General features: G+C 53.1%; 21 protein-coding genes and 1 tRNA gene. 9 read left to right on the top strand and 13 right to left on the bottom strand.

Translation table 11 applies throughout. The features are described from left to right. The first annotated feature begins 167 nt into the window (after positions 1-167). From ahpC to KP708_RS12795, 4 genes are all read left to right on the top strand, one after another. The gene (ahpC, locus tag KP708_RS12810; RefSeq protein WP_215750972.1) at positions 168-731 is read left to right on the top strand and encodes an alkyl hydroperoxide reductase subunit C; all 564 of its coding nucleotides are present in this window, start codon (positions 168-170) and stop codon (positions 729-731) included. Between the two features lie 98 nt (positions 732-829). After that, entirely contained in the window at positions 830-2392 is a 1563-nt protein-coding gene (ahpF, locus tag KP708_RS12805) for an alkyl hydroperoxide reductase subunit F (RefSeq protein WP_215750973.1), read from the top strand. A 35-nt stretch (positions 2393-2427) separates the two neighbouring features. After that, positions 2428-3090, top strand: a complete 663-nt coding sequence (locus tag KP708_RS12800; protein ID WP_252347518.1) for a LysE family translocator — start codon at positions 2428-2430, stop codon at positions 3088-3090. A gap of 110 nt (positions 3091-3200) precedes the next feature. Then, entirely contained in the window at positions 3201-3533 is a 333-nt protein-coding gene (locus tag KP708_RS12795; protein WP_211516554.1) for a YegP family protein, read from the top strand. 64 nt (positions 3534-3597) lie between these two features. Here KP708_RS12795 and KP708_RS12790 read toward each other — a convergent pair whose 3' ends face one another. Continuing rightward, positions 3598-4668 (bottom strand): LuxR family transcriptional regulator, encoded by a 1071-nt coding sequence (locus KP708_RS12790; protein WP_215750974.1) that lies wholly within the window; start codon positions 4666-4668, stop codon positions 3598-3600. 161 nt (positions 4669-4829) lie between these two features. Between KP708_RS12790 and KP708_RS12785 the strand changes: the two genes are divergently transcribed. Beyond that, positions 4830-6515, top strand: a complete 1686-nt coding sequence (locus KP708_RS12785; RefSeq protein ID WP_215750975.1) for a Hint domain-containing protein — start codon at positions 4830-4832, stop codon at positions 6513-6515. A 58-nt stretch (positions 6516-6573) separates the two neighbouring features. On the opposite strand, the gene acnA is transcribed toward KP708_RS12785, so the two are convergent. Together acnA and KP708_RS12775 are read right to left on the bottom strand one after the other, a co-directional pair. Next, positions 6574-9264, bottom strand: coding sequence for an aconitate hydratase AcnA (gene acnA, locus KP708_RS12780; RefSeq protein WP_215750976.1), 2691 nt, complete (start codon positions 9262-9264; stop codon positions 6574-6576). Positions 9265-9296: 32 nt separating this feature from the next. Beyond that, positions 9297-10319, bottom strand: a complete 1023-nt coding sequence (locus KP708_RS12775; protein WP_215750977.1) for an isocitrate/isopropylmalate dehydrogenase family protein — start codon at positions 10317-10319, stop codon at positions 9297-9299. 107 nt (positions 10320-10426) lie between these two features. On the opposite strand from KP708_RS12775, the gene KP708_RS12770 reads away from it, so the two are divergent. Further along, positions 10427-11359, top strand: coding sequence for a LysR family transcriptional regulator (locus KP708_RS12770; RefSeq protein ID WP_215750978.1), 933 nt, complete (start codon positions 10427-10429; stop codon positions 11357-11359). Here KP708_RS12770 and KP708_RS12765 read toward each other — a convergent pair. Together KP708_RS12765 and KP708_RS12760 are read right to left on the bottom strand one after the other, a co-directional pair. Continuing rightward, entirely contained in the window at positions 11356-12438 is a 1083-nt protein-coding gene (locus KP708_RS12765) for a putative zinc-binding metallopeptidase (RefSeq protein WP_215750979.1), read from the bottom strand. The two genes, KP708_RS12770 and KP708_RS12765, sit on opposite strands and share 4 nt — an antisense overlap. A gap of 39 nt (positions 12439-12477) precedes the next feature. Then, complete coding sequence (locus KP708_RS12760) at positions 12478-13326, bottom strand: transglutaminase family protein (RefSeq protein ID WP_215750980.1); 849 nt, start codon at positions 13324-13326, stop codon at positions 12478-12480. Positions 13327-13587: 261 nt separating this feature from the next. Between KP708_RS12760 and KP708_RS12755 the strand changes: the two genes are divergently transcribed. The 3 genes from KP708_RS12755 to rfaE1 all read left to right on the top strand — a co-directional run bounded on the left by KP708_RS12755 (position 13588) and on the right by rfaE1 (position 17897). After that, positions 13588-15060, top strand: coding sequence for a circularly permuted type 2 ATP-grasp protein (locus KP708_RS12755; RefSeq protein ID WP_086633387.1), 1473 nt, complete (start codon positions 13588-13590; stop codon positions 15058-15060). Between the two features lie 26 nt (positions 15061-15086). After that, positions 15087-16085 carry an alpha-E domain-containing protein gene (locus KP708_RS12750; RefSeq protein WP_252347529.1) on the top strand — a complete coding sequence of 333 codons (999 nt, stop codon included), beginning with the start codon at positions 15087-15089 and terminating at the stop codon, positions 16083-16085. A 375-nt stretch (positions 16086-16460) separates the two neighbouring features. Next, a complete protein-coding gene (gene rfaE1, locus KP708_RS12745; RefSeq protein WP_215750982.1) occupies positions 16461-17897 on the top strand; it encodes a D-glycero-beta-D-manno-heptose-7-phosphate kinase in 1437 nt (478 codons plus the stop codon). Between the two features lie 668 nt (positions 17898-18565). Here rfaE1 and KP708_RS12735 read toward each other — a convergent pair. The 8 genes from KP708_RS12735 to KP708_RS12705 all read right to left on the bottom strand — a co-directional run. After that, positions 18566-19372 carry a hypothetical protein gene (locus KP708_RS12735; RefSeq protein WP_215751032.1) on the bottom strand — a complete coding sequence of 269 codons (807 nt, stop codon included), beginning with the start codon at positions 19370-19372 and terminating at the stop codon, positions 18566-18568. Positions 19373-20384: 1012 nt separating this feature from the next. Next, positions 20385-20714: a DUF6538 domain-containing protein gene (locus KP708_RS16055; protein WP_371822776.1), complete on the bottom strand. Its 330-nt coding sequence runs from the start codon at positions 20712-20714 to the stop codon at positions 20385-20387. Positions 20715-20808: 94 nt separating this feature from the next. Next, positions 20809-20894, bottom strand: a tRNA-Leu gene (locus KP708_RS12730). 7 nt (positions 20895-20901) lie between these two features. Beyond that, complete coding sequence (locus tag KP708_RS12725) at positions 20902-21585, bottom strand: M48 family metallopeptidase (protein ID WP_215750983.1); 684 nt, start codon at positions 21583-21585, stop codon at positions 20902-20904. A gap of 4 nt (positions 21586-21589) precedes the next feature. Then, positions 21590-22078 carry a YcgN family cysteine cluster protein gene (locus KP708_RS12720; protein ID WP_215750984.1) on the bottom strand — a complete coding sequence of 163 codons (489 nt, stop codon included), beginning with the start codon at positions 22076-22078 and terminating at the stop codon, positions 21590-21592. Beyond that, a complete protein-coding gene (locus KP708_RS12715; protein ID WP_215750985.1) occupies positions 22075-22506 on the bottom strand; it encodes a hypothetical protein in 432 nt (143 codons plus the stop codon). Before KP708_RS12715 ends, KP708_RS12720 begins: the two co-directional genes overlap by 4 nt. Then, positions 22503-23690 carry an extracellular solute-binding protein gene (locus KP708_RS12710; protein WP_252347519.1) on the bottom strand — a complete coding sequence of 396 codons (1188 nt, stop codon included), beginning with the start codon at positions 23688-23690 and terminating at the stop codon, positions 22503-22505. The genes KP708_RS12715 and KP708_RS12710 overlap by 4 nt, the downstream gene beginning before the upstream one ends. Positions 23691-23732: 42 nt before the next feature. Further along, positions 23733-24853, bottom strand: a 1121-nt coding sequence (locus KP708_RS12705; RefSeq protein ID WP_252348099.1) for an ABC transporter ATP-binding protein, incomplete at its 5' end; no start/stop codon positions are given.

Genomic DNA, 24853 nt, shown 5'->3' with positions numbered 1-24853 from the left:
AGGACTGGTCAGCGGGGCTGATATGAAATAGGTAGTGGTGATGAGGGTTTGATATCTGTTCGGTTTGACCGATCAATCATATTGACAGGAACTGTTTCCTGACCTTCTCATTTTGTGGGACATAGGTTCCGCAACCTAACACGAGCGACAAAGCAGGAGACCTTCTGATGGTTCGCATTAACTCCACACTGACCCCGTTCTCGACCGATGCATTCCGCAACGGCGAATTCCTGACGGTCACGGACGCAGACGTCCGTGGTAAGTGGTCCGTCTTCTTCTTCTATCCGGCAGACTTCACGTTCGTCTGCCCGACGGAACTTGAAGATCTGGCTGACAATCAGGCCGCTTTCGACAAGCTGGGCGTTGAAATCTATTCCGTTTCCACGGACAAGCATTTCACGCACAAGGCCTGGCACGACACGTCCCCGGCTATTGGCAAGATCAAGTACACCATGCTGGGCGACCCGACTGGTGTGATCTCCCGCAACTTCGGTGTTCTGATCGAAGAAGCTGGCCTGGCTGATCGCGGCACGTTCCTGCTCGATCCGGAAGGCAAGGTTCAGTACATCGAAATCACGGCTGGTGGCGTTGGCCGCTCCGCGACGGAACTGCTGGAGAAGATCCAGGCCGCTCAGTATGTCGCCACGCATCCGGGTGAAGTCTGCCCGGCCAAGTGGAAGGAAGGCGGCGAAACGCTGAAGCCTTCTCTCGACCTCGTTGGCAAGATCTGATTTTGCCGGGTGAGGCGGGATCGCCTCACCATTCCCTGCCCCTTCATCGGGGCAGGGCTCTACAAGATTTCACCAATTTTAAATTGCTGGAGAAAACGATGCTTCAGGACGACCTGAAAACCCAGATGCGCGCCTATATGGAATATCTGCGCAGTGACGTCGTGCTGGAAGCTACCCTTGGCACCGACGAGCGCTCCGCCGAAGTGCGTGGATTGCTGGAAGACATTGCCAGCCTGTCCAACAAGGTGACGTTCTCCGACGCCGGAACTGCTTCCCGCCGCCCATCCTTCCTGATTCGCCGGGCCGGTTCGGTTGAAGCCGTGACATTCGCCGGCCTCCCGATGGGGCATGAGTTTACCTCGCTGGTCCTTGCGCTTCTTCAGGTGAGCGGTCATCCGCCCAAGATCGACGCTGATCTTGTTGAGCAGATCAAAGCGCTGGACGGGGATTTCCATTTCGAGACCTATTTCTCCCAGTCCTGCCAGAACTGCCCGGATGTGGTGCAGGCGCTGAACGCCATGAGCGTCCTGAATCCGAAAATCCATCATGTCGCGATTGATGGGGCGGATTTTCAGGAGGAAGTCGAACGCCTTGGCATTCGGTCTGTGCCGCAGGTCTATCTGAATGGGCAGCCATTTGCCTCTGGCCGCATGGAAGTCGCGGATATTCTGGCAAAGCTGGATGCGTCTTCTGTCGAGCGTGCGGCTGCCAAGTTGAACGACGTTGCACCATTTGATGTTCTGGTACTGGGCGCGGGCCCGGCGGGTGCATCCGCAGCGATTTATGCTGCACGTAAAGGCTTGCGAACGGGCCTCGTTGCGGACCGCTTCGGTGGTCAGGTGATGGATACGGCTGGCATCGAGAACTTCATTTCCGTCAAGGAAACAGAAGGCCCACAGCTATCTGCTGCGCTTGAAGCCCATGTGCGCCAGTATGATGTGCAGATCATCGCGTCCCAGAAAGCTGCCAAACTTGTTCCGGCGGCTCAGATTGGTGGCTTGCATGAGATCGCTCTGGAAAGTGGGGCGAGCCTGCATTCCAAGACGGTCATTCTGGCAACCGGTGCACGGTGGCGCCAGCTTGGCGTTCCGGGTGAAGAAGAATATCGCACCAAGGGCGTGGCCTACTGCCCACATTGCGATGGCCCGTTCTACAAGGGGCGCCCTGTTGTTGTGACGGGCGGCGGCAATAGCGGTGTTGAAGCTGCAATTGATCTGGCAAATATCGTCTCACACGTTACGCTTTTGCAGCGCGGTGCGCATCTGAAGGCGGATAAGGTGTTGCAGGATAAGTTGCTGAGCCTGCCCAATGTCAAGGTTCTGATGAGTGCGCTCACCACGAAGATCGAGGGTGACGGCAAGGAAGTCACGGGCCTGACTTACAGCGATGCTGATGGCGGCCTGCACCACATCAAGACGGACGGCGTATTCGTTCAGATCGGTCTGCTGCCAAATACGGACTGGTTGAAGGGGACCCTGGATCTGAGCCCGTATGGTGAGATCGTAATCAACGATCATTGCGCAACATCAGTGCCGGGGATCTACGCTGCGGGGGACGCGACGACAGTGCCTTACAAGCAGATTGTCATTGCCATGGGTGAGGGCGCAAAGGCCTCCCTGTCTGCCTTTGACTACCTGATCCGCTTGCCTGTGCAGGCATAATTGGTGAGGCCTTGGGGAGAAGGAAAAGGATGTATATGGTTCAGGTCATGCATCCTTATCTGCTCCCCCTCCTTGCCTTCGCACTGACTGCCGCCGTTTTTACCATTACGCCGGGCCTGGATACCGCCATGACCCTCCGGACGGCCACGACGTCTGGCTGGAAAGCCGGGCTGGCAGCCGTTATGGGAATCTGCCTTGGGCTTGGCGTCTGGGGCCTGGGAGCGGCTTTTGGCCTGACCGCCCTTTTGGCGGCTTCGGAGACGGCATTCACAGCCGTCAAATGGGCAGGTGCGCTTTATCTGGGATGGATAGGCATCAAGCTGCTGCTACATCCGCGATCATCCCTGTCGAAAGAAGAGGCTGAAGCAGCCATTGAGCAGCCGACGAACCGTCCAGAGGCAGGACTGGCCTTTCGGCGCGGTTTGCTGAGCAATCTGCTGAACCCCAAGGTTGGCGTTTTTTACATGACGTTTATGCCGCAGTTCATTCCGCCCCATGTCAACGTGCGCGAATTTTCGCTTCTGCTAACCGCCATTCAGGCGTTGCTGTCTTTTGCATGGCTTGGACTGCTGGTCGCCTTGACCATTCCTCTTGGACGCTTTCTGTCCAGCCCAACTGTCGTACGACGTATGGACCGCCTGACCGGCAGTGTGTTCCTGCTGTTCAGCCTTAAGCTGGCACTTGCCCGTCGGGCTTGAGAGCGGACTCGATTTTTCAGCACTTTTTGTGGCAGGCTCACAGCAGCAGGTCTTCTTGAATCTGGTATGCGGGGTCTGCTGATGAATGCTGTTCTGAAAGGAGCTCGATCATGAGTGCAAAATTTGAACTCTATACCGACACTGCTGGCGAATATCGTTTTCGCCTGAAAGCAGCGAACGGAGAGAATATTCTTGCCAGTGAAGGGTACAAGCAGAAAGCCAGTGCGGTGAATGGTATTGCTTCCGTTCAGAAGCATGCCCCTGACGACGCCCATTATGAGCGCAAGATTTCAGCGTCTGGAAAGCCATTCTTCAATCTGAAGGCTTCAAACGGGCAGGTGATTGGCAGCAGTCAGGCGTACAGCAGTGAAAGTGCGCGGAATGCCGGGATTGAATCCGTTAAGAAAAATGCACCGTCAGCTGTGACCGTGGATGCTGCATAAGAAGATCTGTTAACCTGCCTCTGCATCATTTTGGTACTATTGATGCAGGGGTATGTAATAAAATTCAGGCTATAAAGCTTATATTTTTAACAAAAGCCGTAAGTTGGCTCTGGCTATTAACGCCTAACCTGACAAAAATATCTTTGACCATCTGTCGGGCAGTTCCTTCGGTGATATTCATTTTCAAAGAAGAGTCCTTAATGGAATTCCCATTCGCGATCAGGCAGGCAATTTTTGATTGAGACGCTGTAAGAAAAAGGTTGCTCAGGATAGCTTCCGTTTCAGAATTGACTCTATGGATGGAAAAAATAACCATTCTGGTTTGTTCCATTTTAGATGAAACGTTTATTACTTTTGCAAAAAAAATCTTATCTGTTTCGGTTTTTATTTTTATGGGATTATGAATATCGCCGGATCCAGAGAGAAGGCGAGAAAATTTACTGTTACCATCAGAACTCTTCACTTGGATTGTGTTGTTTTTTATAAAGATTCCATCGGATTCCATCCGGACTAGGTTATTGTTCGCATATACAATTCTATTTTCTGAATTAATCAGAGCAATTCCAAACGGCATTTCTTTGAAGGAATTCTCAAATATTTCATGAAAATTCTTGCTCTTGTTAAAGGAAATTCCGGTTCCAACTGCTTGAATAACGTGCGGAATTATTCGTGTCAGGTTTTGCTTGATGATTGCGCTTGATTGTATTGTTAACCCGTCTGGGGACTGTACTGACAGTAGGAACCTATTCCCATTTTCAGTTTTGAACATGGCATGATGTATTCTTCGAACACCAAATTCCCTTAAAAATTCCATGTAAAACGGTATTTTGTCGATTTGTTTGTCAGATAAGAAGCTGTCATCAACATACAGGAAGTCATTCTCTATTTTTTTTCTTGTATAGACAGACAGAGGTGATTTGTTTCGCCAGTGATTGTAATATAATTCTTCTGTTTTCGGATCCTGATTGGAGCCAAACCGCCATTCAGACATGTCTTCGTCTAATGGAATTAAAGATGCGCCGCCAAAACTGCTGTCTGTGCAGTATTTTGCGATATTTACTAAGGCTTCATTCCATTCGGAGCGGTCTTCAATAGTTTTATAGATATTTTTTGTAATAAAAATATGATTTTCCATTTGATGGATTCTTTCTTTTGAAGTCGGAATCATCAGACAAAAATATTCAAAAAAAAGCAAACATCCACTACCATATGGGAGTGGTGGCCAAAATTCTCATGCTTCAAAAAAACAGGCGCGGTGAGTTGCAGATCTCATCTGGCTAGAGGCAGGAGAAAACAATGGTAGCGTCAGTAATTTTCACCCCAGACGGGGGAGATCAAGCTGTTCTTACGGCCCAGAACGGCATAATAACCATAGATAATTCAGGAAGTATAACTGGAGCAGCGTTCTATACGGGGCTTCCGGTAGCAGATGTGAGTAAAGCTACTACAGGATCTGTTATTATAAACAATAATTCTGATGTAAGCGCATCTACTTGGAAGGTCGGAACGACTGCCGACGCAGCTGTAGTTATTGTAAGCGACGGAGCATCTCTATCTCTTGATAACACTGTCGCAGTTTCGAATAATTCTAAAATAATTATCGGGAACGGTGGAACGGTAGTTCTTGGTGGATATGCGACCACAACCGTCGGACTTATCCAGTTTGATGAAGGCGGCGGCGGTACAATTGAAATCGCTGCAGGAACAACGCCAAGCATTATCGGGTATATTACAAATATTAAGGAAAATGACACAATTATTTTGAATGGCCTTTCGGCAGATGGCTACACGTATGTGAATGGAGTTTACACGCTGACCAGTCAGGGGCAGCCAATTTCTGGAACGTCTTCATTCCAGCTTCCCGAAGCGAATGAAGGAACGACCTTTACGGTGTCGACGATCAACGGAAAAACTTATCTGAAAACACTGGTTGTCGTGTGCTTTTTGCGGGGATCAATGGTCCGCACTGCGCAGGGAGAGGTCGCTGTTGAAGATATTTGCATTGGCGACGAAGTTACCGTTTATGACTGGCAGGCTCAGGCCCAAGTAAATCGCCCAGTCGTGTGGGTTGGCACCAAAAAGGCATTTGTCTGCCCCGGACTGCCTGATGACAAAGCTGGTTATCCGGTCCGTGTTCTGAAGGATGCCATCTCAGATGGTGCTCCCTATGAAGACCTACTGATCACTGCTGAGCATTGCCTGTTCTTCGACGGTAAATTCGTACCTGTGCGGATGCTCGTAAATGGTCGCTCCATTTTTTACGACAAGAGCATCACGTCTTACGACTATTACCACGTAGAGACGGAGCAGCACTCTGTTATCACCGCGAATGGCGTTCTTACAGAGAGCTATCTGGACACAGGAAATCGTCGTTCATTTACTCAAAGCGGCAATGTCGTCGCCTTGGGTGGTCGTGCTAAAACATGGGCTGAAGACGGTAATGCGCCGCTGGATATCAGGCGTGAGTTTGTGGAGCCGCTATTCCACCAGTTAGATGCGCGTGCCAGCAAGGTGTGCTCAGAGACGGTTGCCGAAGATGCACCTCTTACGGAAGATGCCGATCTTCACCTGGTGACGGACACAGGCACGATTATTCGCAAGACCCGTGAAGCCAATGACCGTGTCATGTTCATGATCCCTGCTAACGTCAAAAGCGTGCGGATTGTCTCCAGAACCAGCCGCCCGAGTGACGTTATCGGCCCGTTTGTAGATGACCGACGCAACCTCGGCGTTCTGATTGGTGATATCACTCTGTTTGAAGAGAGCCGTACTCACCGGATTACAGCTCATCTGAAGACTGAGACGCTGGAAGGCTGGAGCAATCCGGAGAAGGGTAACATGCGCTGGACAGCCGGTCGTGGCCTTCTGCCGCTTGGCAGCCGCCCTTCCAATAGCATTGCCATTCTTGCTCTGCAGATCAAAGCTGGCGGACCTTACAAACTGGCCCCTCAGAACAACGCAGGTCTGTCTCTGACAGCCTGAGGCCCGGTCTTTTCCTGTTTTGGCTCTGCCCCCCTGTTGGGGGCAGAGCCTTTTTTGTTCAGGCCGCAGCCATACCGCGCAGGACGTAAGGCAGGATGCCGCCATGGCGATAGTAATCTGCTTCGTCCACCGTATCGATGCGACACAGGAGGGGAACGTTTTCCTGTGTGCCATCACGACGGGTGATGGTCATAACCAATGTTTTGCGAGGAGTCAGATCACTGATGCCCGCAATATTGATGGTTTCAGTCCCATCCAGATTCAGTGTCTTGCGCGTCGTTCCAGGTTCGAACGTCAGTGGCAGAACACCCATTCCCACAAGGTTTGAACGGTGAATGCGCTCAAAGCTCTCGGCGATGACAGCTTTGACACCAAGGAGACGCGTGCCTTTCGCGGCCCAGTCGCGGGATGAGCCCATGCCGTATTCCTTGCCGCCGAACACGACAAGCGGTGTTCCTTCGTCAGCGTAGCGCGTGGCCGCATCATAGATGGACATAAGTGCCCCATCCGGCTGATGACGTGTCATGCCACCTTCGGTACCCGGCGCCATTTCATTGCGGATACGGATATTGGCGAAGGTGCCGCGGACCATCACGCGGTCATTGCCGCGGCGTGATCCATAGGAATTAAAGTCTTTAACCGCGACCTGATGCTCCTGAAGGTATTTGCCTGCAGGGGAGGACGTCGCGATCGAACCGGCAGGCGAGATGTGATCGGTGGTGATGTTGTCACCAAGCAGAGCCAGAACGCGCGCGCCTGAAATGTCACTCGTTGTTTGTGGGTCAGCTGTCAGGCCAGAAAAATATGGCGGATCCTGCACATACGTGGAGCCAGGCTGCCATTTGAAAGTGGCTGAATCACTGGCTGTTCCAAGCGCCTGCCATTCCGGCGTGCCTTCCGTGATACGACCATACCGCTCAACGAACGCATCCCGGGTAACTGCAGACCCAACCAGCTCTGCAACATCATGGTTGGAGGGCCAGAGATCCTTCAGATAGACGGCCTTGCCGTCCGGCGTGTGGCCCAGAACGGCTGTCGTAATGTCCTGACGCATCGTCCCGAGCAGCGCGTAAGCAACCACAAGTGGCGGGCTTGCAAGGTAGTTTGCGCGAACGTTGGGTGAAATACGGCCTTCAAAGTTGCGGTTGCCAGACAGGACAGATGTTGCCACGAGGTTATGTCCCTCAATGGCATCAACTATCGGCTGGGCCAATGGGCCTGAGTTTCCGATGCAGGTCGTGCAGCCATACCCAACGGTTTCAAAGCCTAAGGCATCCAGATCTGCCGTTAGACCTGCACGATCCAGATAATCGGTCACGACCTGCGACCCTGGCGCGAGAGAGGTTTTGACCCATGGCTTGGGCTTGAGGCCGAGCGCATGTGCCTTACGGGCAACCAGTCCTGCGGCAATCAGAACGGCCGGATTGGACGTGTTAGTGCAGGATGTAATGGCCGCGATAACGACCGAACCATGTTCCAGCGCGTAATCCGTTCCAGCGACCGGAGCGGTGACGATGGTATTTTCCGGTTTGACGCCGAGAGTCTCTGTCAGGGCTTGCTCGAAAGCCTCGGAGGCAGAGCGCAGTTCTACACGGTCTTGTGGGCGCTTTGGTCCTGCGAGGGACGGCGTAACGGTGCTGAGATCCAGTGAGAGCGTGGAGGAAAAGACTGGCTCTGGCGTGGACGCATCACGGAACATGCCTTGCGCCCGCAGATAGGCTTCAACAAGCGCAATAGGGTGTTCGTCACGGCCGGTCTGGCGCAGGTAATCCAGTGCCAGCGCATCGACCGGGAAGAAGCCGCAGGTTGCGCCGTATTCCGGGGCCATATTGGCAATGGTGGCGCGGTCTGCGACAGGCAGATGGTCCAGTGCGGGGCCATAGAACTCGACAAATTTCCCGACAACGCCCTTGGCGCGCAGCATCTGCGTGATGGTCAGGACAAGGTCTGTTGCAGTCGTGCCTTCTGGTAGTTTGCCGTCCAGACGAAAGCCGACGACATCCGGAATGAGCATGGAAATGGGCTGGCCGAGCATCGCGGCTTCGGCTTCAATGCCGCCGACGCCCCAGCCCAGAACACCCAGTCCATTGACCATGGTGGTGTGGGAATCCGTGCCATACAGCGTGTCCGGATAGGCGTAGGTTACGCCGTCGATCGTGCTAGTCCAGACGACCTGGGACAGATATTCCAGATTGACCTGATGGCAGATGCCCGCACCCGGCGGCACAACGCGGAACTGGTCGAACGCTTGCTGGCCCCAGCGGAGAAACGCATAACGTTCGCCATTCCGCTCGAATTCCAGCGAGACGTTCTGCTGAAGGGCGTCTGCGCGGCCTGCCACGTCGACCATGACGGAATGGTCGATCACAAGATCAACCGGCACAAGCGGATTGACCTTCCGCGGGTCTCCATTGAGCGCCAGAATGCCATCGCGCATGGCGGCCAGATCGACGACAGCCGGAACGCCTGTGAAATCTTGCATCAGAATGCGGGATGGCTTGAACGGCACTTCCTGCGTTGAACCCGCGTACTGCAGCCAGTCTGCAATGGCCTTTGCATCTTCAGCTTTGTAGCTCGTGCCGTCCGTGAAACGCAGGACGTTTTCGAGCAGAACCTTGAGGCTGACGGGAAGGCGGGAAATGTCCCCGATTTTCTCCGCTGCGACAGGAAGAGAGAAATAGCGATAGGTCTGTCCGTCAACGGACAGGTCGCGCTGGCTGCCCAGAAGATCGCGTCCAACCTGTTTCATGATGTTTGTTCCCTGCTGGTCGTGTCGTCTGTTCAGTGAATGGCGCGCAGGAGGGCCTGCGTGACGTCTTCTGTTGTGGCCGTGCCACCAAGATCGCGGGTGCGAATATTGTCTGTCGTCAGGATCTGCTTCATGCCGGCATCAAGACGGGCGGACAGGTCCTGACGTCCCACATGAGCCAGCATCATGCTGGCTGCCATCATCAGTGCGAGCGGATTAGCAATGCCCTGACCTGCAATGTCGGGTGCGGATCCATGAACTGCTTCAAAAACAGCCATTTTCTCGCCAATATTCGCGCCTGGTGCCATGCCTAGGCCGCCGACAAGCCCTGCAGCCAGATCAGACAGGATATCGCCAAAAAGATTGGTCGTGACGAGGACGTCGTAATTTTCCGGCTTGATGACAAGTTCCATCGCGCAGGCATCGACAATGCGCTCTTCAAGCTCCACGCGGCCTTCATATTCTGCGGCTACGCGGCGGCCTTCATGCAGAAAGATGCCGCTCAGGATCTTGAGGATATTGGCCTTGTGAACCAGCGTAACCTTCTTGCGGCCGTTCTTCACAGCGTACTCGAATGCAAACCTTACGATTCGGTTACATTCCGCTCTCGTGTTGAACCCGGCGCCGTATGCCACAGCTTCCGGATCGTCCCCAACGCGCATGTAGTGTTCCATGGCGGCGTAAAGGCCCTCAACGTTTTCCCGGATCACGACCAGATCGACGTTCTCATAACGACCGCCTGACACGATTGTCTGCGTCGGACGAACATTCGCATACAGATCGAACTGCTGACGGAGTGTCACATTGATAGAGCGGAAGCCTTTGCCAACAGGTGTTGTCAACGGGCCTTTCAGCACCAGGCCCGTATGGGCGATGCTTTCCAGCGTCGCATCAGGCAGGGCGCTTCCCTGGCTCTCCAGAGCGCCCATGCCTGCGCTCTGATGGTCCCAGACAAAAGGCGCTCCCAGAGCATCAAGCACTGTTGTTACAGACGCCATGATTTCTGGCCCGATACCATCACCGGCGAGAAGGGTAGCGGGGATCTTGTCGGTCATGGGGGCGTCCTGTCTGTCCGTATGTGAGAAGGCGTGCGGACTTTAGAGAGGAAAACTGTTAGATCCAATATTTCCATACAGGTTTCATCATACCTTAAAGGTATCGCATGGTTGAGCTCCGTCATTTCCGCGCCGTTGTTGCCATCGCGGAGGAAGGCACCCTGACACGAGCCGCAGAACGGCTGGGGATTCAGCAGCCTCCTCTCACGCGGATGTTGCGCTCCTGCGAAGAAACCATGGGTGTTCAACTTTTTGAGCGTCATGCCAAAGGGATGCGCCTGACGGCTGCCGGACGCAGTATGCTCAAGGGAGCTTATGATATTCTCGACCGTGTAGACGAGACGGTTGAAGATGTCCGTCGTGTCGTGCGGGGCGAGAGCGGGGAGCTATCGGTCGGCTTCACCAACTCAGCAATGTGCCACCCCAGTTTACCAGCTGTTTTGGGGTATTTTCGCGAAAGCTGGCCGGATGTCACGCTTGGCCTGACAGAGGGGAATTCCAGTCAGCTGCTCGGCGCCTTGCGAGATGATTTGGTGGATGTCGCGTTTGTCCGTGCGTCCATCCCGGATGTTTCGGACGTTATGGTGGAGTTGATTCTGGAAGAGCCCATGGTTGTGGCTGTGCCCAAGGCCCATCCTCTTGCGGACAATCCTCCACCAGAGGGGCTCAGACTGGCTGATCTGGAGAATGAAGACTTCATTCTTTATCAAAGCCAGTACAACAACGGTCTGTACAAGACGATCGTGGATGCCTGCCTCGGGGCAGGTTTTATGCCCAATATCCGCCAGAAAGGGCCGCAGCTCATGGCGGCTCTCAGTCTTGTAGCCGGGGGGTTGGGGATTTCGGTCGTTCCCCATTCCATGCAGCAGCACCATGCGGGGCAGATCACCTATATTCCGCTTTCGTCCCGCACGGCGCTGACCGCGCCGGTTTATCTTGTGTTCAGGTCTGTCCGCATGACGGGCGCCAAGCTGTACTTCATCCATCAGGCTCGGCAGATGCGCACGCGTCAATTCGGGGCAGGAAAGACGCTTTCCTAACCGAGTGCCTGTGTCTCCCGGATCAGCGAGTGAATAAACGCCAGCTTTTCCCGTACCCCGGATGTAAGCACGAATGGATAAAAATCTGAGAGGCCCATGGAGCGGTTAAGGCTGTTGACCGCTGATGTCAGGGGGACCCAGGCCTCCATGATTTCGTCAAATGTGGACGTCAGGTACGGGTCGTTTCCGGGGCCGTTGGTTGAGAGGGGCGATGCATCCGGCAGAACAGGATGAATGGTCACGCCATAGGCCCATGCGGTCTCCAGAGTGGAAACGATATGGAGGTAATGGGCCCATGTTTCTGCAAAATCTTCCCAGGGATGGGACGTTGCATACATGCTGACATGCCGTTCGCGCCAGTCTTCCGGCGGTGGGTTGTTGTAATGATTTTGCAGGGCCTCCTGATAGTCCTGTTGGTCATCCCCGAACACCGCGCGGCAACTCTCCAGCCGCCCCGCATCCCGGACCAGAACATTCCAGTAATAGTGTCCGATTTCATGCCGGAAATGACCGAGAAGCGTGCGGTAATACTCGCCCATTTCCACCCGCATCCGCTCGCGTTCGGCGTCGTCCGCTTCACGGATGGCTAAAGTAATCAGGCCGTTGTTATGTCCGGTCATAATGGGGGCAGAGCCGTCTGCGGCATCGTCCAGGAAATCAAATGCCAAGCCGTTATGAGGGTCTTCCCAACGGCTCCGGATCGGAAGTTTGAGGCGAAGCAGTGTGTAAAACAGTCGGTGTTTGGCGACTTCAATCTTCCGCCAGCGTTCGAGATTTTTCGGATTGTCGAGGTTGGGAATTGTCCGGTTGAAGCGGCAGGCAAAGCAGACGGCGGGCCTGCCGGATCTGTCTGGTGTCGTCAGCCAATTGCAGGCGTCATAGGCATGGTTCGCACAGTAGACGAGTTCTGCATGCTGGACCTGTTCTTCCACGGGGTGCCAGCGGCCCGTTCCGGTCGGTTCCAGCGCAGTCAGCGTTGCCAAACCGGGAAGATAGCCCACGGGATGATGGCAGGATTCACACGTAATATTTTCGAAATACAGAGCCTGCTGGCAGCACTGACATGAGAAAAGCTTCACTGTTTCGGCACCTTATTGCAGCTCTTGCGAAGCATGATGTCAGGTATTGGTCTCTCTGTGCAAATGTTGTGCTTCCATCAAGACATCAAACCGCGCCTGACAGTGATCCAGAAGCCCTGAAACAGGGGCAGCCTCTTCCGGTGTCGCCGAAACGGCGAGGGGAATATGGTTCTGGGCTGTGACCAGACCCGAAGTCGTGTCGAATCCGAACCATCCTGATTCCGGCACCCAGATTTCAGCCCAGGCGTGCAAGTCACAGGTCAAGGTCTGACTGCCTGTATCCAATGGCTTTGGCTGAATAAGGTATCCGGAGACAAACCGAGCTGCAAAGCCCAACCTGCGTGCAAAAGCAATCATTAACCACGCACTATCCCGGCAGGAGCCTGTCAGGCGGGAGAGGGTCTCAGCTGGAGCCCAGGTGCCGGGCTCCATGCGCGTCTTATAATGCAGAGATTGTGCCAGTCTGCGATTGAGCCAGATCAGGCGAGCCAGATCTGTTTCTCCCGCTGAAAGGAATTGACCGTCAAGAAAGCCGTCCAGCAGGTCTGGATCAGACGTAGCCACTCTGTAGGCAGGATTATCGGGTGTTTGTGAAAGCGGCTGATCGCTCTTCTGAAAGGGATCATAGGGGGTGATATCCACAGTCATACGGACTTCGATATCGAAGTGGGAGACCTGCTCGGCAAAGATGGCTTCGGCAACCGTATTTTCGTGGGCGTCCAACCGCCACGCGATCTGACCTTCGCCCGGACCGACGTTCAGGGCATAGGTCAGGACGGGGCTGCGTGCGTTAACGGGCGGCCGCAGCCGGATGGTCTGAGGGCCCAGGAAGACGGGGCGGTCATAGCGATAGGACGTGTGGTGGCGAAGCGTCACGAGCGTGTTCATTGTGGCAGATTTCCGCGATCCACTCTCATGACCTGATGTTCCCTGCTCCCCTGATGTCCCGTTAGCTCGGGATTATCCTTCCTTTATCGTAACAGGAAGAACGGCAACGGCAACTCTCTTGATATATTCTGGGAAAAACAAAACTGCTCGCTGCTTTTATTGCTTGGCAAACAGAAGGGAGTTGATAGGTTAATAAATAATCGTAATGATCCGGCCGGGTATGGTTCATACAGCTGTCGGGTAAGGAAACGGGGCAAACAGATGAGGTCCAACGTCTTGCAATCCCAGGTCCAGGAAGCCGGCATTTTCTCCGCTTATCTCAAGCCCGCGTTTTTCTGTGAACTGATGAACCGGGGAGAGGCGTTACCTGAGGCCCTGCAACTGGTTCAGGAAAGGCTGTCCCAGTTCGACATCAAGGAACTCCGCCACCGTACATCCAATGCGGAAACCCAGTTGTACCGTCTTGGTATCACCTTCACGGTTTACTCTGACCGGGAGGCCATTGACCGGGTTTTACCTTTTGATGTGATCCCCCGCGTTCTGACCGCTGACGAATGGGCGTTTATCGAAAAAGGCGTGCAGCAGCGCGTCAAGGCGATCAATCTTTTCCTGTGGGACATCTATCATGATCGCAAGATCCTGCAGGACGGTATTATTCCCGCGGATCTGGTTCTGAAAAATGCCAATTACTGTCAGGCTATGGTCGGCGTTGATGTCCCGGGTGGCGTGTATGTCCATATTAATGGAACGGATCTGATCCGCGATCGCAGCGGGCAGTTCCTTGTTCTGGAAGACAACGCCAGAACCCCGTCAGGCGTGTCGTACGTCATTGAAAACCGACACATGATGCTGCGATTGATGCCGGATCTGGCATCAGGGATGCCTCTTCGTTCGGTAGAGGATTATGGGCTGCGTCTGCATCGGGCGCTTTGCGATGTCGCACCGGAAGGCGTAACCAACCCGCAGGTCGTTCTTTTGTCTCCGGGGATCTATAACTCAGCCTATTTCGAGCATGTCTTTCTGGCACGCGAGATGGGTGTTCCTCTCGTTGAGGGGCGCGATCTCCTCGTTGAAAACAATCATGTTTACATGCGAACTGTCGCTGGGCTCCGACCGGTGCATTCGATCTATAGACGCATTGATGACGCTTTCCTGGACCCGCTGGCTTTCAATCCGGAAAGTCTTCTGGGCGTTCCCGGACTGGTGGAAGCCTATCGTCAAGGCAACGTGACGATTGCCAACGCTCTCGGGACCGGGGTTGCGGATGACAAGGCCGTGTACGCGTATATGCCGCGGATTATCCGGTACTATCTGGAAGAAGAACCCATTCTGGGAAGCGTTGAAACGCACATCTGTGCTGAGCCAGAGGGGCTGGCCTTTACCTTGGCCAATCTGGAGAAGCTTGTCGTCAAACCTGTCGGGGAGTCCGGGGGTTACGGGCTTCTGATAGGGCCACACGCAACGGAGAGCGAACTCGAGGACTTCAGGCGCCGACTGACGGAGAACCCTTCCAATTACATCAGCCAGCCGGTGATCGATCTTTCGGTAACACCAACCCTGTGTGACGCAGGCGTGGAGGCGCGGCATGTTGATCTGCGTCCTTTCGCATTAACTGGAAAAACGACGTGGGTGCTGCCGGGGGGCTTGTCGCGTGTGGCTCTCCGTAAAGGATCTCTGGTTGTTAATTCCTCTCAGGGCGGGGGATCGAAGGATACATGGGTGATGTCCGTATGACACAGCTTTCCCCAACGGCATCAGGCATGCTTCCTGGCCTGAATACCCTTCTGTCCCGCTATGCCGAAAGCATGATGTGGCTGGCGCGCTACATGGAGCGGATTGAAAATCTGGCACGCCTGATTGAGGTGACCGAGGCGTTCGTACGAGGTCCGGACGGACGGACGTCCTGGGATACAATCGTTCAGATCAATTCGGACGAAGAGCGGTTCAGCGCTCTTTATCCAGCGGCTACCGAGCAGGATTATCTACAGTTTTACATTACGGATGTTGCAAATTCGAGTTCCATTAAAGCAATGGCCAATGCGGTCCGGGAAAATGCCCGGTCGGTTCGCCCATTGATTTCTACAGAAATGTGGATGCAGTTGAACGTCTTTACACGATGGATACTTGACCTTCAGGCGTCCGATATCCGCAGGACTGGCCTTTCTGCGCTGTGTAATCGCATCAAGCAGGATTGCCAGACCCATACGGGCGTCACTGAAGGCACCTTATACCGCGATCAGGCATGGCTTTTTTACCTTCTGGGACGGCATCTGGAGCGGAGCGACCAGATTACCCGCCTCATAGATACGCGATATCATACGCTCCTTCCCAAGGAAGAGGTTGGCTCTGAAATTGATACAACGCAGTGGGCATCTGTCCTGCGGTCCGCTGCGGCATATCATGCATTTCGACGTTTGCAGCCGGTCACGACAACGCCAGCAAATGTAGTTGGATTTCTGCTGAAGAACGAAGGATTTCCACGCTCTCTCGCTTTGAATTTACGACAGACAGATAGTGTTTTGGGGGCCTTGTCCACGCACTACAATTTGCGCAAGCAATGCTATCCCGTGCAAGAGCGTCTGGCTGATTTACGGGCAAGTCTCGAAGATCAGACCGCAGAAGAGATTATCATTCGTGGGCTGCATGAATACATGCACTGGATACAGTCGCAGATTGAAGCAATCCAAAGCGAACTGACGGTCGCCTATTGGCCGCGAGTAGCTACTCAGCATGTGTCAGGCGCTTGCGTCGCTCAATGAGAGAGCGAGCCATTCTGTTATGCGGAGGAGGCAGACCTAGTCAGCCTTTTTCGCTGAGAACGCTGTTGCAGAGTGAAGTGAGACACGACTTGGTCACACATGATATAACCCTGCGAGCGAAGTGAGCCTTCATAATCGGAGTTTTAAGGTGACTCGCTTTATGGAAAATGAAGTCTGCAGCAGGCGTATCACAAGCATTTTAGTGGTAGAGCCAGGCATTCAGAGGCAGAGAAGTTTTAAAAGGCTCCAAAATTCATGCAGTGACAAGAGACGATCCTATCTTGAAACTGCTGGATAGACTTTGAATGGAAAAATCAATATATTATTTGTGATCTCGCAAAAACTGGCCACAGTATCAAAGATTATTTATAGATCATGATCGAAAATTTCTTATTTAAAAAAATTGTTGTTGTCGGCGATGTATTGCTGGATCGGTATATAACTGGGGCAGTCAATAGAATTTCTCCTGAGGCTCCTGTTCCTGTTGTTCTGCGCTCCGGGGGCTCTAACGTACCTGGAGGAGCAGCAAACGTGGCTGTCAATGCCGCTGCTCTTGGATGCCCGGTCAATCTGATTGGCGTTGTTGGTCGAGACGAAAACGCCGATACCTTGCGGCGTTCAATTGCGTCTTATGCCGATATCGACATGAGTGCTCTTGTCGAAGTGCCCAACTGGCCAACAATTTCCAAAACTCGTGTGATGAGCTCTAACCAGCAGATTGTTCGGATTGATGAAGAAGTCGTCGTTGATTTCGATGCGGATATCAAGAATGCCATCATTGCCGCAACTCTTAGGGCGTTAGAGGGCGCTTCTGTTCTTGTTTGCTCTGACTATGCCAAAGGAGTTCTCTCTCCGCAGGTTTTGTCAGCAATTATCGAGGCTGCACGGGAAAAGAATATCCCAGTCATCGTTGATCCCAAAAGTCGGGATTTCTCGATTTATCGTGGCGCCTCTCTTGTAACCCCTAATCGGGCTGAAGCCGCTCAGGCCACAGGGCTGTTCTTGAAGACGGATGACGATGTTCTGCGCGCCGCCAGTGTTCTTTCAGGGCAATTTGGTGGAGACGTCCTGTTAACGCGTTCGGAAGAAGGTATGACGTTGTGGCAACGCGATGGACATGTCTTTCATCAATCCGTGCGCAAATCAGAAGTTTTCGATGTTTCAGGTGCTGGCGACACAGTTCTTGCAACTGTAGCTGCCGTGATCTCTGCAGGCCATGATCTGGATACGGCCGTGGTTATGGCGACGCTGGCAGCATCCATTGCCGTGGGTAAGGTGGGAACAGTTGCCGTTTCCCGTGACGAACTCAGCCACGCATTAAGCAAGGACATGGGAAGTGATGGCCGGGTTGCATCTTTGGAAATGGCCAAATCCATAGTTTCCAACTGGCGTAGACATGGCGCCAGTGTTGTATTCACAAATGGCTGTTTTGATCTTGTTCACCCAGGGCATGTGTCTCTTATGCGGGCTGCGGCGGCTCAAGGTGATAAGCTGGTCGTAGGGCTTAACAGTGATGCCTCTGTTCGACGACTGAAAGGGGAGACACGCCCGGTGCAGTCAGAAGACGCACGCGCTATGGTCGTGAGTGCCTTGCGTGACGTCGATCTTGTGGTGATCTTCGACGAGGATACCCCACTTCATGTGATCGAGACACTTGTTCCGGACGTGTTGGTAAAAGGCGCTGACTACGCGGAAGAAGATGTGGTCGGTGGGGACGTAGTCAAGGCGGCTGGTGGAAAAGTGGTTCTGGCCAATCTTGTAGATGGATGTTCAACCAGCAACATCGTCAGAAAACTGAAAGCGCCGAACTGACCTAAATTCTCAGGTCACGTTGACAAAAGATCTGCCCCTCGAGCCTTGCTGCGGCGAGACTGAGGAAGGGTATGAAAAACAGGGCGGTTTTGTCGTAGCGGGTGGCGATACGGCGCATCTGCTTGAGCCTGTCAAGTATCCGCTCGATGCGGTTCCGGTAACGCTGTCAGTCTGTTTTCTGAGGCGCACTTCGGCTTTTGCGTACAGGAATAACCGCCAGGATCCCGTGGACCAACAGATCCTGGCAAAAGCTGTCGCTGTCATAGCTCCGGTCGGTCAGCATTACCCTGGGGTCTGGAAGCGGAAATTTCCATCAGGGCGTCTGTGGGTTTGTAGTCCGAGACCTGCCTGCCGGTGAGTACAAAGCCAAGAGGACGTCCCTGATTATCACAGCGGACATGGATTTTTCTCGTAAAGTCTCTGGGTGATCGACCAGAGGCTTCCGTATGAGCTTTCCTCTTGTGCCCCAGTAGCCTCTGAATGGACACAGAATAAGGTGCTGTCGACCATATGCTGCCAGTCATCGGTCAGCCTCATTAAGGAAAACAGAGTTTAGAGTTACTCAGATTATTTCCTCTTATCTCCTCCGCAGATTCAGAAGTAATACTCTAATACGATAGTTTCTTACCCCACACACCAAGTGGTATTATTGGCATATTAAGTTCTATTTATACATTTATATTATTTTGAAAAAAATCTACTGCATCTGAAATTATTTTTTTTGAATCTCGTCTCCAATACACGCCAACATTAAGTGTTATATCGGATTTTTCCTCAAGAATCTTACTGTCTTGGAAATTTATCGATTTTAAGTGAGATATTGTAGACATTCCAATAGTTTCCGGACTGTTCATCAAACTGGCTGTTCCTAGGATTGAATTTAATTCAATAAGATTTTCAGGGGTTTTTAATCCGTTATATTCAAGAATAGAATCAAACCTATCACGCATCGCAGTCCCTCGGACTGGCAAAATCCATACTTTTTCTTGAACGGCATGCCAATTTTCAATAATTTCTTTAATAGAATAAGCTCCATTTCTATCAATTATAACGCACTTGTCGCTGACAATATGTTTATAGTTGATTCTATCATCTATTATTTCGTTATAGGCACTAGCAAATATTATATCTGTCTTTCCCTTCGATAAAGAAGAAAATAATTCATCTCGAGATCCATAATTAACTGTAAAATTTATATTTTTTGATGAAGCAATTGACAGCACACATTTCATCATCTCTGAAACAATAGAATTCGATTGGAAGGATATATTGATATAGCTCTTCTTGTTGTATATACTATCTATATCTAGGATCATCCTATCTATTTCTTTTTCGATCAAGATGCTTGATTCGACAACTCTTTTAGCAATTTCATTCGGAACCAACCCATGTATGGTTCTTGAGAAAAGAGTTTTTCCTATAATTTTTTCAAATTCTATACAGGTCTTAGAGATGGCTGCCGGTGTTAAAGACATGACTTCTGAGGTCTTTTTAAGATTTTGTATATTATATATATTTTTTATAACGTTTAAATGCCTTATTTTTATGTTTGATTTTCTATTCATTTGTATTTAATCCAATATATGCATTTTTATTTATTGTCGATAAAGACGATTAATTGGTGGGTATAAGATAATTTATTGGCAGCAATCTACGCAATGGAAAGAAATATACATTCATATGCCTCATACTGTGGGCCGAGATCCATAGCATACCTTGAGATGTAGGGTATCAATTTTTTTTGACATACGACAGCTGGCGTAATGCGGCCTAGGCAAGTCGAGGTGTCTTGGCTTTTAGGCGTTGTCTCATATATCAGAAGCTGATCTATCCAGAGTCCCCGCATATCCGCAGGCGCAATTTGCAACTGTGTGGAAAACGCTACTTCGGAATGAGCGGAACGTAATTTTAGCCGGACGTTCAAATCGAGTTTTCATCCTTGAAACGGGTCGCCCAAAAGCTATGCTTCTGATATCCTGTTTCGAGGTATCGAGATCTGGAATGAAATAGAAATCACATGCCCTATTATTCGAGTTCAGAGTATCGGACTCTATTAGTTCGGTGGGAACGGGAATAATCGTGTTTCGCCATTCTTCTTGGGGCACCTGTCCTCTCCGGCGTGTTCAGCTTTCTTTCCAGCGTCAGGCTGATTTACCTTTGTCGGAGTGAAGCGGGAAGAGAAAAGAGTAAGCCCGGAAACCTTCCGGCCTTTTATCCTTGATGATAGAAACCGGAGGATCTCAAAAAAGCTTGTAAAAACAGCTCTACTGTCGGCTGAATGGCTTTGTGTGTTTCTGTCCGGCAACCTGCTCTGACGGCTTTGTCAGCGCCTCTTCGCCCGGGGTTCTCGCGGATTTTCTTGCTTGTGAATGATGTCTGTCAGGGTATTGATTTCGGGACCAATCTTCTCGAGCACGCTGGAAACCCGCTGATGGTCTTCCATTCGTGCCAGAGGGTGCTCGGCATTCATAGTTTTATAGCGAGCCTTCAGAGCCTGAATCTCACTGTCGTAGGTCTGGACAATGGACTGGAACAGGTCCTGCTGGACAGGATGCAGGTCAGATGTGGCCAGGAGCCTCCTGAAAGGTCTCCAACCGCCTTGTTGAGCGAGGATGTTTCTTCCGATGGAGACATGGCCAGACTGATGAACTCGAAAAGCTGAGAGGTCAGTCCATACATGGCACAGGCACGGGTTCTGGCAAGATCTCTGTCGAGGGTCTCCAGTGAATGCCAGATTTCCCGTTTTCCCAGAGCAGCCCTAAAACGAACGGGAATCCCGCGTCTGAAATGGAAACCGGATTGCAGACGAATCAGCACAACAGGGCTCTCTTTGTAGAAGCCCTTTGTAGAAGAATGGGGGCTTCGGGTTGCTGAAAACCCTAAAAGCCGTTTATTTTCAATAACTTATATGTGGTGCGAGCTGCGGGACTCGAACCCGCACGCCCTTACGGACTCGAGATTTTAAGTCTCGTGCGTCTACCATTCCGCCAAGCTCGCACACGCCTCATGCTGCTCGCAGCAGGGCGGTCCCGTTTTGGCTCAGCCAGCGCTCTGCTGCAAGACGTCCCGTGCGTCCATTTGTGCAAAATCTGTCAACTAAGCCCCAAAAAGCAGCGCTGTGGTCAAAATGTTGAAGATGAGCGAGTTCATGGATCACGACGTAATCTCGAATTTCCAGCGGCGTCATGACCAGACGCCAGCTCAACATGATGCGTCCTTTTCGGGTGCAACTGCCCCATCGAGACCGGACTTCCCGCAAATCGACGCGGGACGGCACAAGCCCCATTCTTTTACTGTGAAGTGCCACAGCCGTTGAAAGGCGCTCTTTGGCCAGGCTGTGAAGAAAGTCCCTTACGCGACGTTCGGTGTGAGCCGCATCACCGCTGACATGAAGGCCATCTGAATCCAGCCATGTGCCACGGCGGGCATCTGGCTCATGCAGAATGGGAACTGGCAATCCTTCGATCATGACTTCGTGCCCGTCAGCCAGCACACGTTTTTCAGGCAGGGTAGCGAGAGAGGACGTAATCCAGTCCATATGCTGATGGACGAAAGCAAGACCCTGCCGCTGGCTGATGCGCTCCGGCATTGTAACAACGACACTGCCGTCTTGAGCATCAATGCGGAGGGTCATGCGGCGTGCACGAGGCGAACGTCTCCATACGAGAGGGACGGTCGGCGGAAGCATGGGGTTAGCCGGAGCGTTTTCTGGAGACGCAGGCCGGAGCGTTCGCGGGCCATTCTCCTGGCCATGCGGCAATGTAGTTCTCCAGTGGACCAGCGCGGCGTTCACTCACGCAACGCCCTCCCGCAGAAGCGCCAGCCATCAGAACGCTGTCGCGTGTCCCGGAGCGCAGGGGGTGCCATTCAGGCAAATCAAATCCGTCACGCAGCAATCGATAGGCGCAGCTTGGAGGAAGCCAGTCGATTTCGGCTAGCAGTTCAGGAGTTAATGTGACGCAGTCCGGCACCTTACGATGGCGTTTTGGATAGTCTGTGCAACGGCAGGTCTGCGTGTCCAGAAGTCGGCACGCAACGGTCGTGTAGACGATCTCGTCCGTATCTTCGTCACGAAGCTTGTTCAGGCAACAACGCCCACACCCATCACAAAGGGATTCCCATTGTTCGGACGTCATCTGATCTAGCGGCGTGGTTTGCCAGAAAGGAGAAACTGAAGTCATGGCCGATCCAGTATCACACAGCCGAGGGACAACAGAACCGCTATTGTTAGGGAAAGCAGGGCAGCAGGTAAAAGCAGAGGAAGCCAAATCAGTTTCAGGCGCGTCGTCAAATCCGCTCCCAGGCCGATTGCCGCACGCGTTGTCCCCATGGGGAGCCCAAGTAACGTTGCCCCAAACGGCATCATGATGGCTGGGGAAATCAGAATGCCTTGGACAAGGTCATAATGCCGGCCGACAAAGCTCAGACCAGCGCGCTGGAGTTCAGGAAGCGCAAAGGCGAGCGCCGGACCTGGCAGTAAAACCAGCAGGCCGAGAAGGCGCACGTGTCTGGCAGGCAAAAGACGCATCAGCAGTGTGATGACGCCACAACCAAGGAGGAGACCAAGTATAATGGCGGGCAGGTGAAGCCGCATGGAAATGGCCATCATGGCTTGCTGCTGCCGTACCAGTCCTGAAACTGCTGTTCCAGCTGATCGCCATATTTGGTCCAGAACGCATCATTGACGGACAGAGCAGTTCCTCTCGGATCCAGAACGCTTTCGGGCATGTCGTTCAGGTGGGGAGACTGAGTATGCAACTGGGTCAGGGTTTTCTGTGCTGCGGTTTCCGGATTGTTGGCCGGGATTGCCCAATAAAGTGCGGTGCTAAGAGTTTGATCTGGCTGCGCGACAAAAAGAGATGCTGCTGGCCCCGCTTTGACTTTCATGCTGACGCTGGAAATTTCTGTCATGGGTGCGCTGGTCATGAGCGCGCTGCTTTGCTCCATGATCCGGGCTGCATCATCGGGTGTTTTCCACCACACAATATAAGGTCGAAGCAGATCCAGTTTGTGAAACGCCCGGCTGATCCCGGCTGGCGTTGAAAGCGCGGTATAAATGTCCCGGGAGTCTATGCCATCTGCAAGCAGGGCAATTTCCAGCGTTGTTCGCGCACCAAGATAAAGACCGCGCCGTCCTGGATGACGCGCTACATCCCAGAAGTCTTTCCAGTTGGGGGCGGCAGGGAGGCGAGAGCGATCCCATGCAAGTGCCATGATTGTCTGGCCTCCGGGAAGGCCACATCCCGTAGTGCCTCCCAGAGGGTGAATCCAGCCTTTTTGGCACGCATCTGCAAGCTGGCTGCCATTTAGCAGGATAGCGGCCCAACTTGGGGTCGATGAATGAACGCCTGCATCCAGTGTTGTTTTTTGACCGTCCCATTCAACCTGCTTCAGGGACTTGTCGCTGGTGATCAGAGCATTCGCAGTCACCGCGCCTTCAGGAATAGCCCAGCCCGGGGAAGGGGGAGCGGGTTTTGCTGTGCGACGATGTTTTGTGGAATGGCGCGTAGCCGCTCGCTTGTGTGCGTGTGCCGAGGCTTCCGATGGCGAGAAGACAGAGGCGACGCTATGCCCGACATGGGAAAAAAAATCTCCAATGTCGTCTGACGAATGGACGCCGCTTGCAGATGTTGCGTGTGCATGCAGGTTGGCAGGCAGCACCTGTATCGCAAGCAGGCCCGTCAGAAGTGCTGCAGGGCGCATGATACGACCGAGACCCGCCCGGCATCGTGCCGGGAGCGTATGTCGCAGAAAGAAAGCGGGCCGGGTCAGAATGGTGTCCTCAATCAGCATGAAGAAGTCAGGCGCCGATGCCTGACCGAATGCGGCGGCACTTTAATACAGGTCAGCACGAAGCGGAAAGGCCGTTGCATGTCCGGCTGGCCAGGCCAGTTGCGCGGCGGCTCCGGCTCGTGGCAGCTTTTGGGCCTGGAGGGGCGGCCGCCGGAACTCAATCTCGGTACCATCCGGGCAGCGCACCCGCATTCTGATATGATCGCCAAGATGAACGCTGTCCGTCAGTGTGCCGCGAACAGGTGGCGCTTCTTCATCGTCAAGGCCGAGAGATTGGCTGCCGAAAAAGGGCGAGATCCGATCCGGACGGACGCAGACCAGACAGGCATGACCCTCCTGCAGCGTATCGTCGGACGCGAGAGCTTCAACAATGCCACCGCATGCCAACTGCACGCGCGCGACGTCATCCGCAATATCCAGAACCTGCCCGGTCAGGGCGTTGGCTTCACCAAAGAGTGTCGCTACACCAACGTCTGATGGGCGATCATACAGTTCGGCTGCTGTTCCGCATTGAAGCAGAGCCTGTTCATCAAAGAGGGCAATCTGTCCTCCGGCACGTAGGGCGTCTTCTTTGCGCGTGACGCTTTGCAGCACACTGAGGTTTCGCGCTCGTGACAGTTTGGAGAGTAAGGAGGCGATGCGTTTGCCAGCCTGTATGTCCAGATTTGTGTACGGATTGTCGAGCAGCAGAATAGCGGGTGAGGTTACAAGTGCACGGGCCAGCATTGCACGGAATGTCTGCTCGGGATTGAGGTCCTGCGGGGAAAGATTTCCCAGTCCGTCCAACCCGAGCAGGGACATCATGCGGCCTGCGGCAGCATCGGCTTCTGCACGGCTCTGTCCCTGAGCACGAAGCGCAAAAACAATGTTACTGCGCGTATCGAGGTGCGGAAACAGCGGATCGCGGGCACTGATCAGGACAATGCTGCGCTGTCCGGCGGGCCGGGATGTAACGTCCGTCTCCTGCACAAGCACGCGGCCGCCCATTGGGGGAGAAAAGCCCGCAATCAGGTCTAGCAGGCCGGATAACGCAGCCTGGTCTGTTCCATAGGCCGTAACTGTCTCGCCTTCAGAAACGGTCAGGTCGAACGCCTCACCCCGCAAGCCGGCCCGAAAAGCTTCAAGCCTGAGGGCGGGGGCAGACCGCGCTGCGGGGCGGCGGC

It is taken from the genome of Gluconobacter sp. P5H9_a, assembly GCF_018812085.1.
Taxonomy (GTDB): Bacteria; Pseudomonadota; Alphaproteobacteria; order Acetobacterales; family Acetobacteraceae; genus Gluconobacter.
The sequence above is the reverse complement of the archived record's forward strand: the minus strand, read 5'-3'. Positions and strand labels throughout refer to the sequence as shown.

Excerpts from the sequence above, each read along its gene's own strand:
- ahpC (WP_215750972.1), top strand. The coding sequence starts at position 168 with ATGGTTCGCATTAACTCCACACTGACCCCGTTCTCGACCGATGCATTC.
- ahpF (WP_215750973.1), top strand. The coding sequence starts at position 830 with ATGCTTCAGGACGACCTGAAAACCCAGATGCGCGCCTATATGGAATAT.
- KP708_RS12800 (WP_252347518.1), top strand. The coding sequence starts at position 2,428 with ATGGTTCAGGTCATGCATCCTTATCTGCTCCCCCTCCTTGCCTTCGCA.
- KP708_RS12795 (WP_211516554.1), top strand. The coding sequence starts at position 3,201 with ATGAGTGCAAAATTTGAACTCTATACCGACACTGCTGGCGAATATCGT.
- KP708_RS12790 (WP_215750974.1), bottom strand. The coding sequence starts at position 4,668 with ATGGAAAATCATATTTTTATTACAAAAAATATCTATAAAACTATTGAA.
- KP708_RS12785 (WP_215750975.1), top strand. The coding sequence starts at position 4,830 with ATGGTAGCGTCAGTAATTTTCACCCCAGACGGGGGAGATCAAGCTGTT.
- acnA (WP_215750976.1), bottom strand. The coding sequence starts at position 9,264 with ATGAAACAGGTTGGACGCGATCTTCTGGGCAGCCAGCGCGACCTGTCC.
- KP708_RS12775 (WP_215750977.1), bottom strand. The coding sequence starts at position 10,319 with ATGACCGACAAGATCCCCGCTACCCTTCTCGCCGGTGATGGTATCGGG.
- KP708_RS12770 (WP_215750978.1), top strand. The coding sequence starts at position 10,427 with ATGGTTGAGCTCCGTCATTTCCGCGCCGTTGTTGCCATCGCGGAGGAA.
- KP708_RS12760 (WP_215750980.1), bottom strand. The coding sequence starts at position 13,326 with ATGAACACGCTCGTGACGCTTCGCCACCACACGTCCTATCGCTATGAC.
- KP708_RS12755 (WP_086633387.1), top strand. The coding sequence starts at position 13,588 with ATGAGGTCCAACGTCTTGCAATCCCAGGTCCAGGAAGCCGGCATTTTC.
- KP708_RS12750 (WP_252347529.1), top strand. The coding sequence starts at position 15,087 with ATGCTTCCTGGCCTGAATACCCTTCTGTCCCGCTATGCCGAAAGCATG.
- rfaE1 (WP_215750982.1), top strand. The coding sequence starts at position 16,461 with ATGATCGAAAATTTCTTATTTAAAAAAATTGTTGTTGTCGGCGATGTA.
- KP708_RS12735 (WP_215751032.1), bottom strand. The coding sequence starts at position 19,372 with ATGTCTTTAACACCGGCAGCCATCTCTAAGACCTGTATAGAATTTGAA.
- KP708_RS12725 (WP_215750983.1), bottom strand. The coding sequence starts at position 21,585 with ATGCTTCCGCCGACCGTCCCTCTCGTATGGAGACGTTCGCCTCGTGCA.
- KP708_RS12720 (WP_215750984.1), bottom strand. The coding sequence starts at position 22,078 with ATGACTTCAGTTTCTCCTTTCTGGCAAACCACGCCGCTAGATCAGATG.
- KP708_RS12715 (WP_215750985.1), bottom strand. The coding sequence starts at position 22,506 with ATGATGGCCATTTCCATGCGGCTTCACCTGCCCGCCATTATACTTGGT.
- KP708_RS12710 (WP_252347519.1), bottom strand. The coding sequence starts at position 23,690 with ATGCTGATTGAGGACACCATTCTGACCCGGCCCGCTTTCTTTCTGCGA.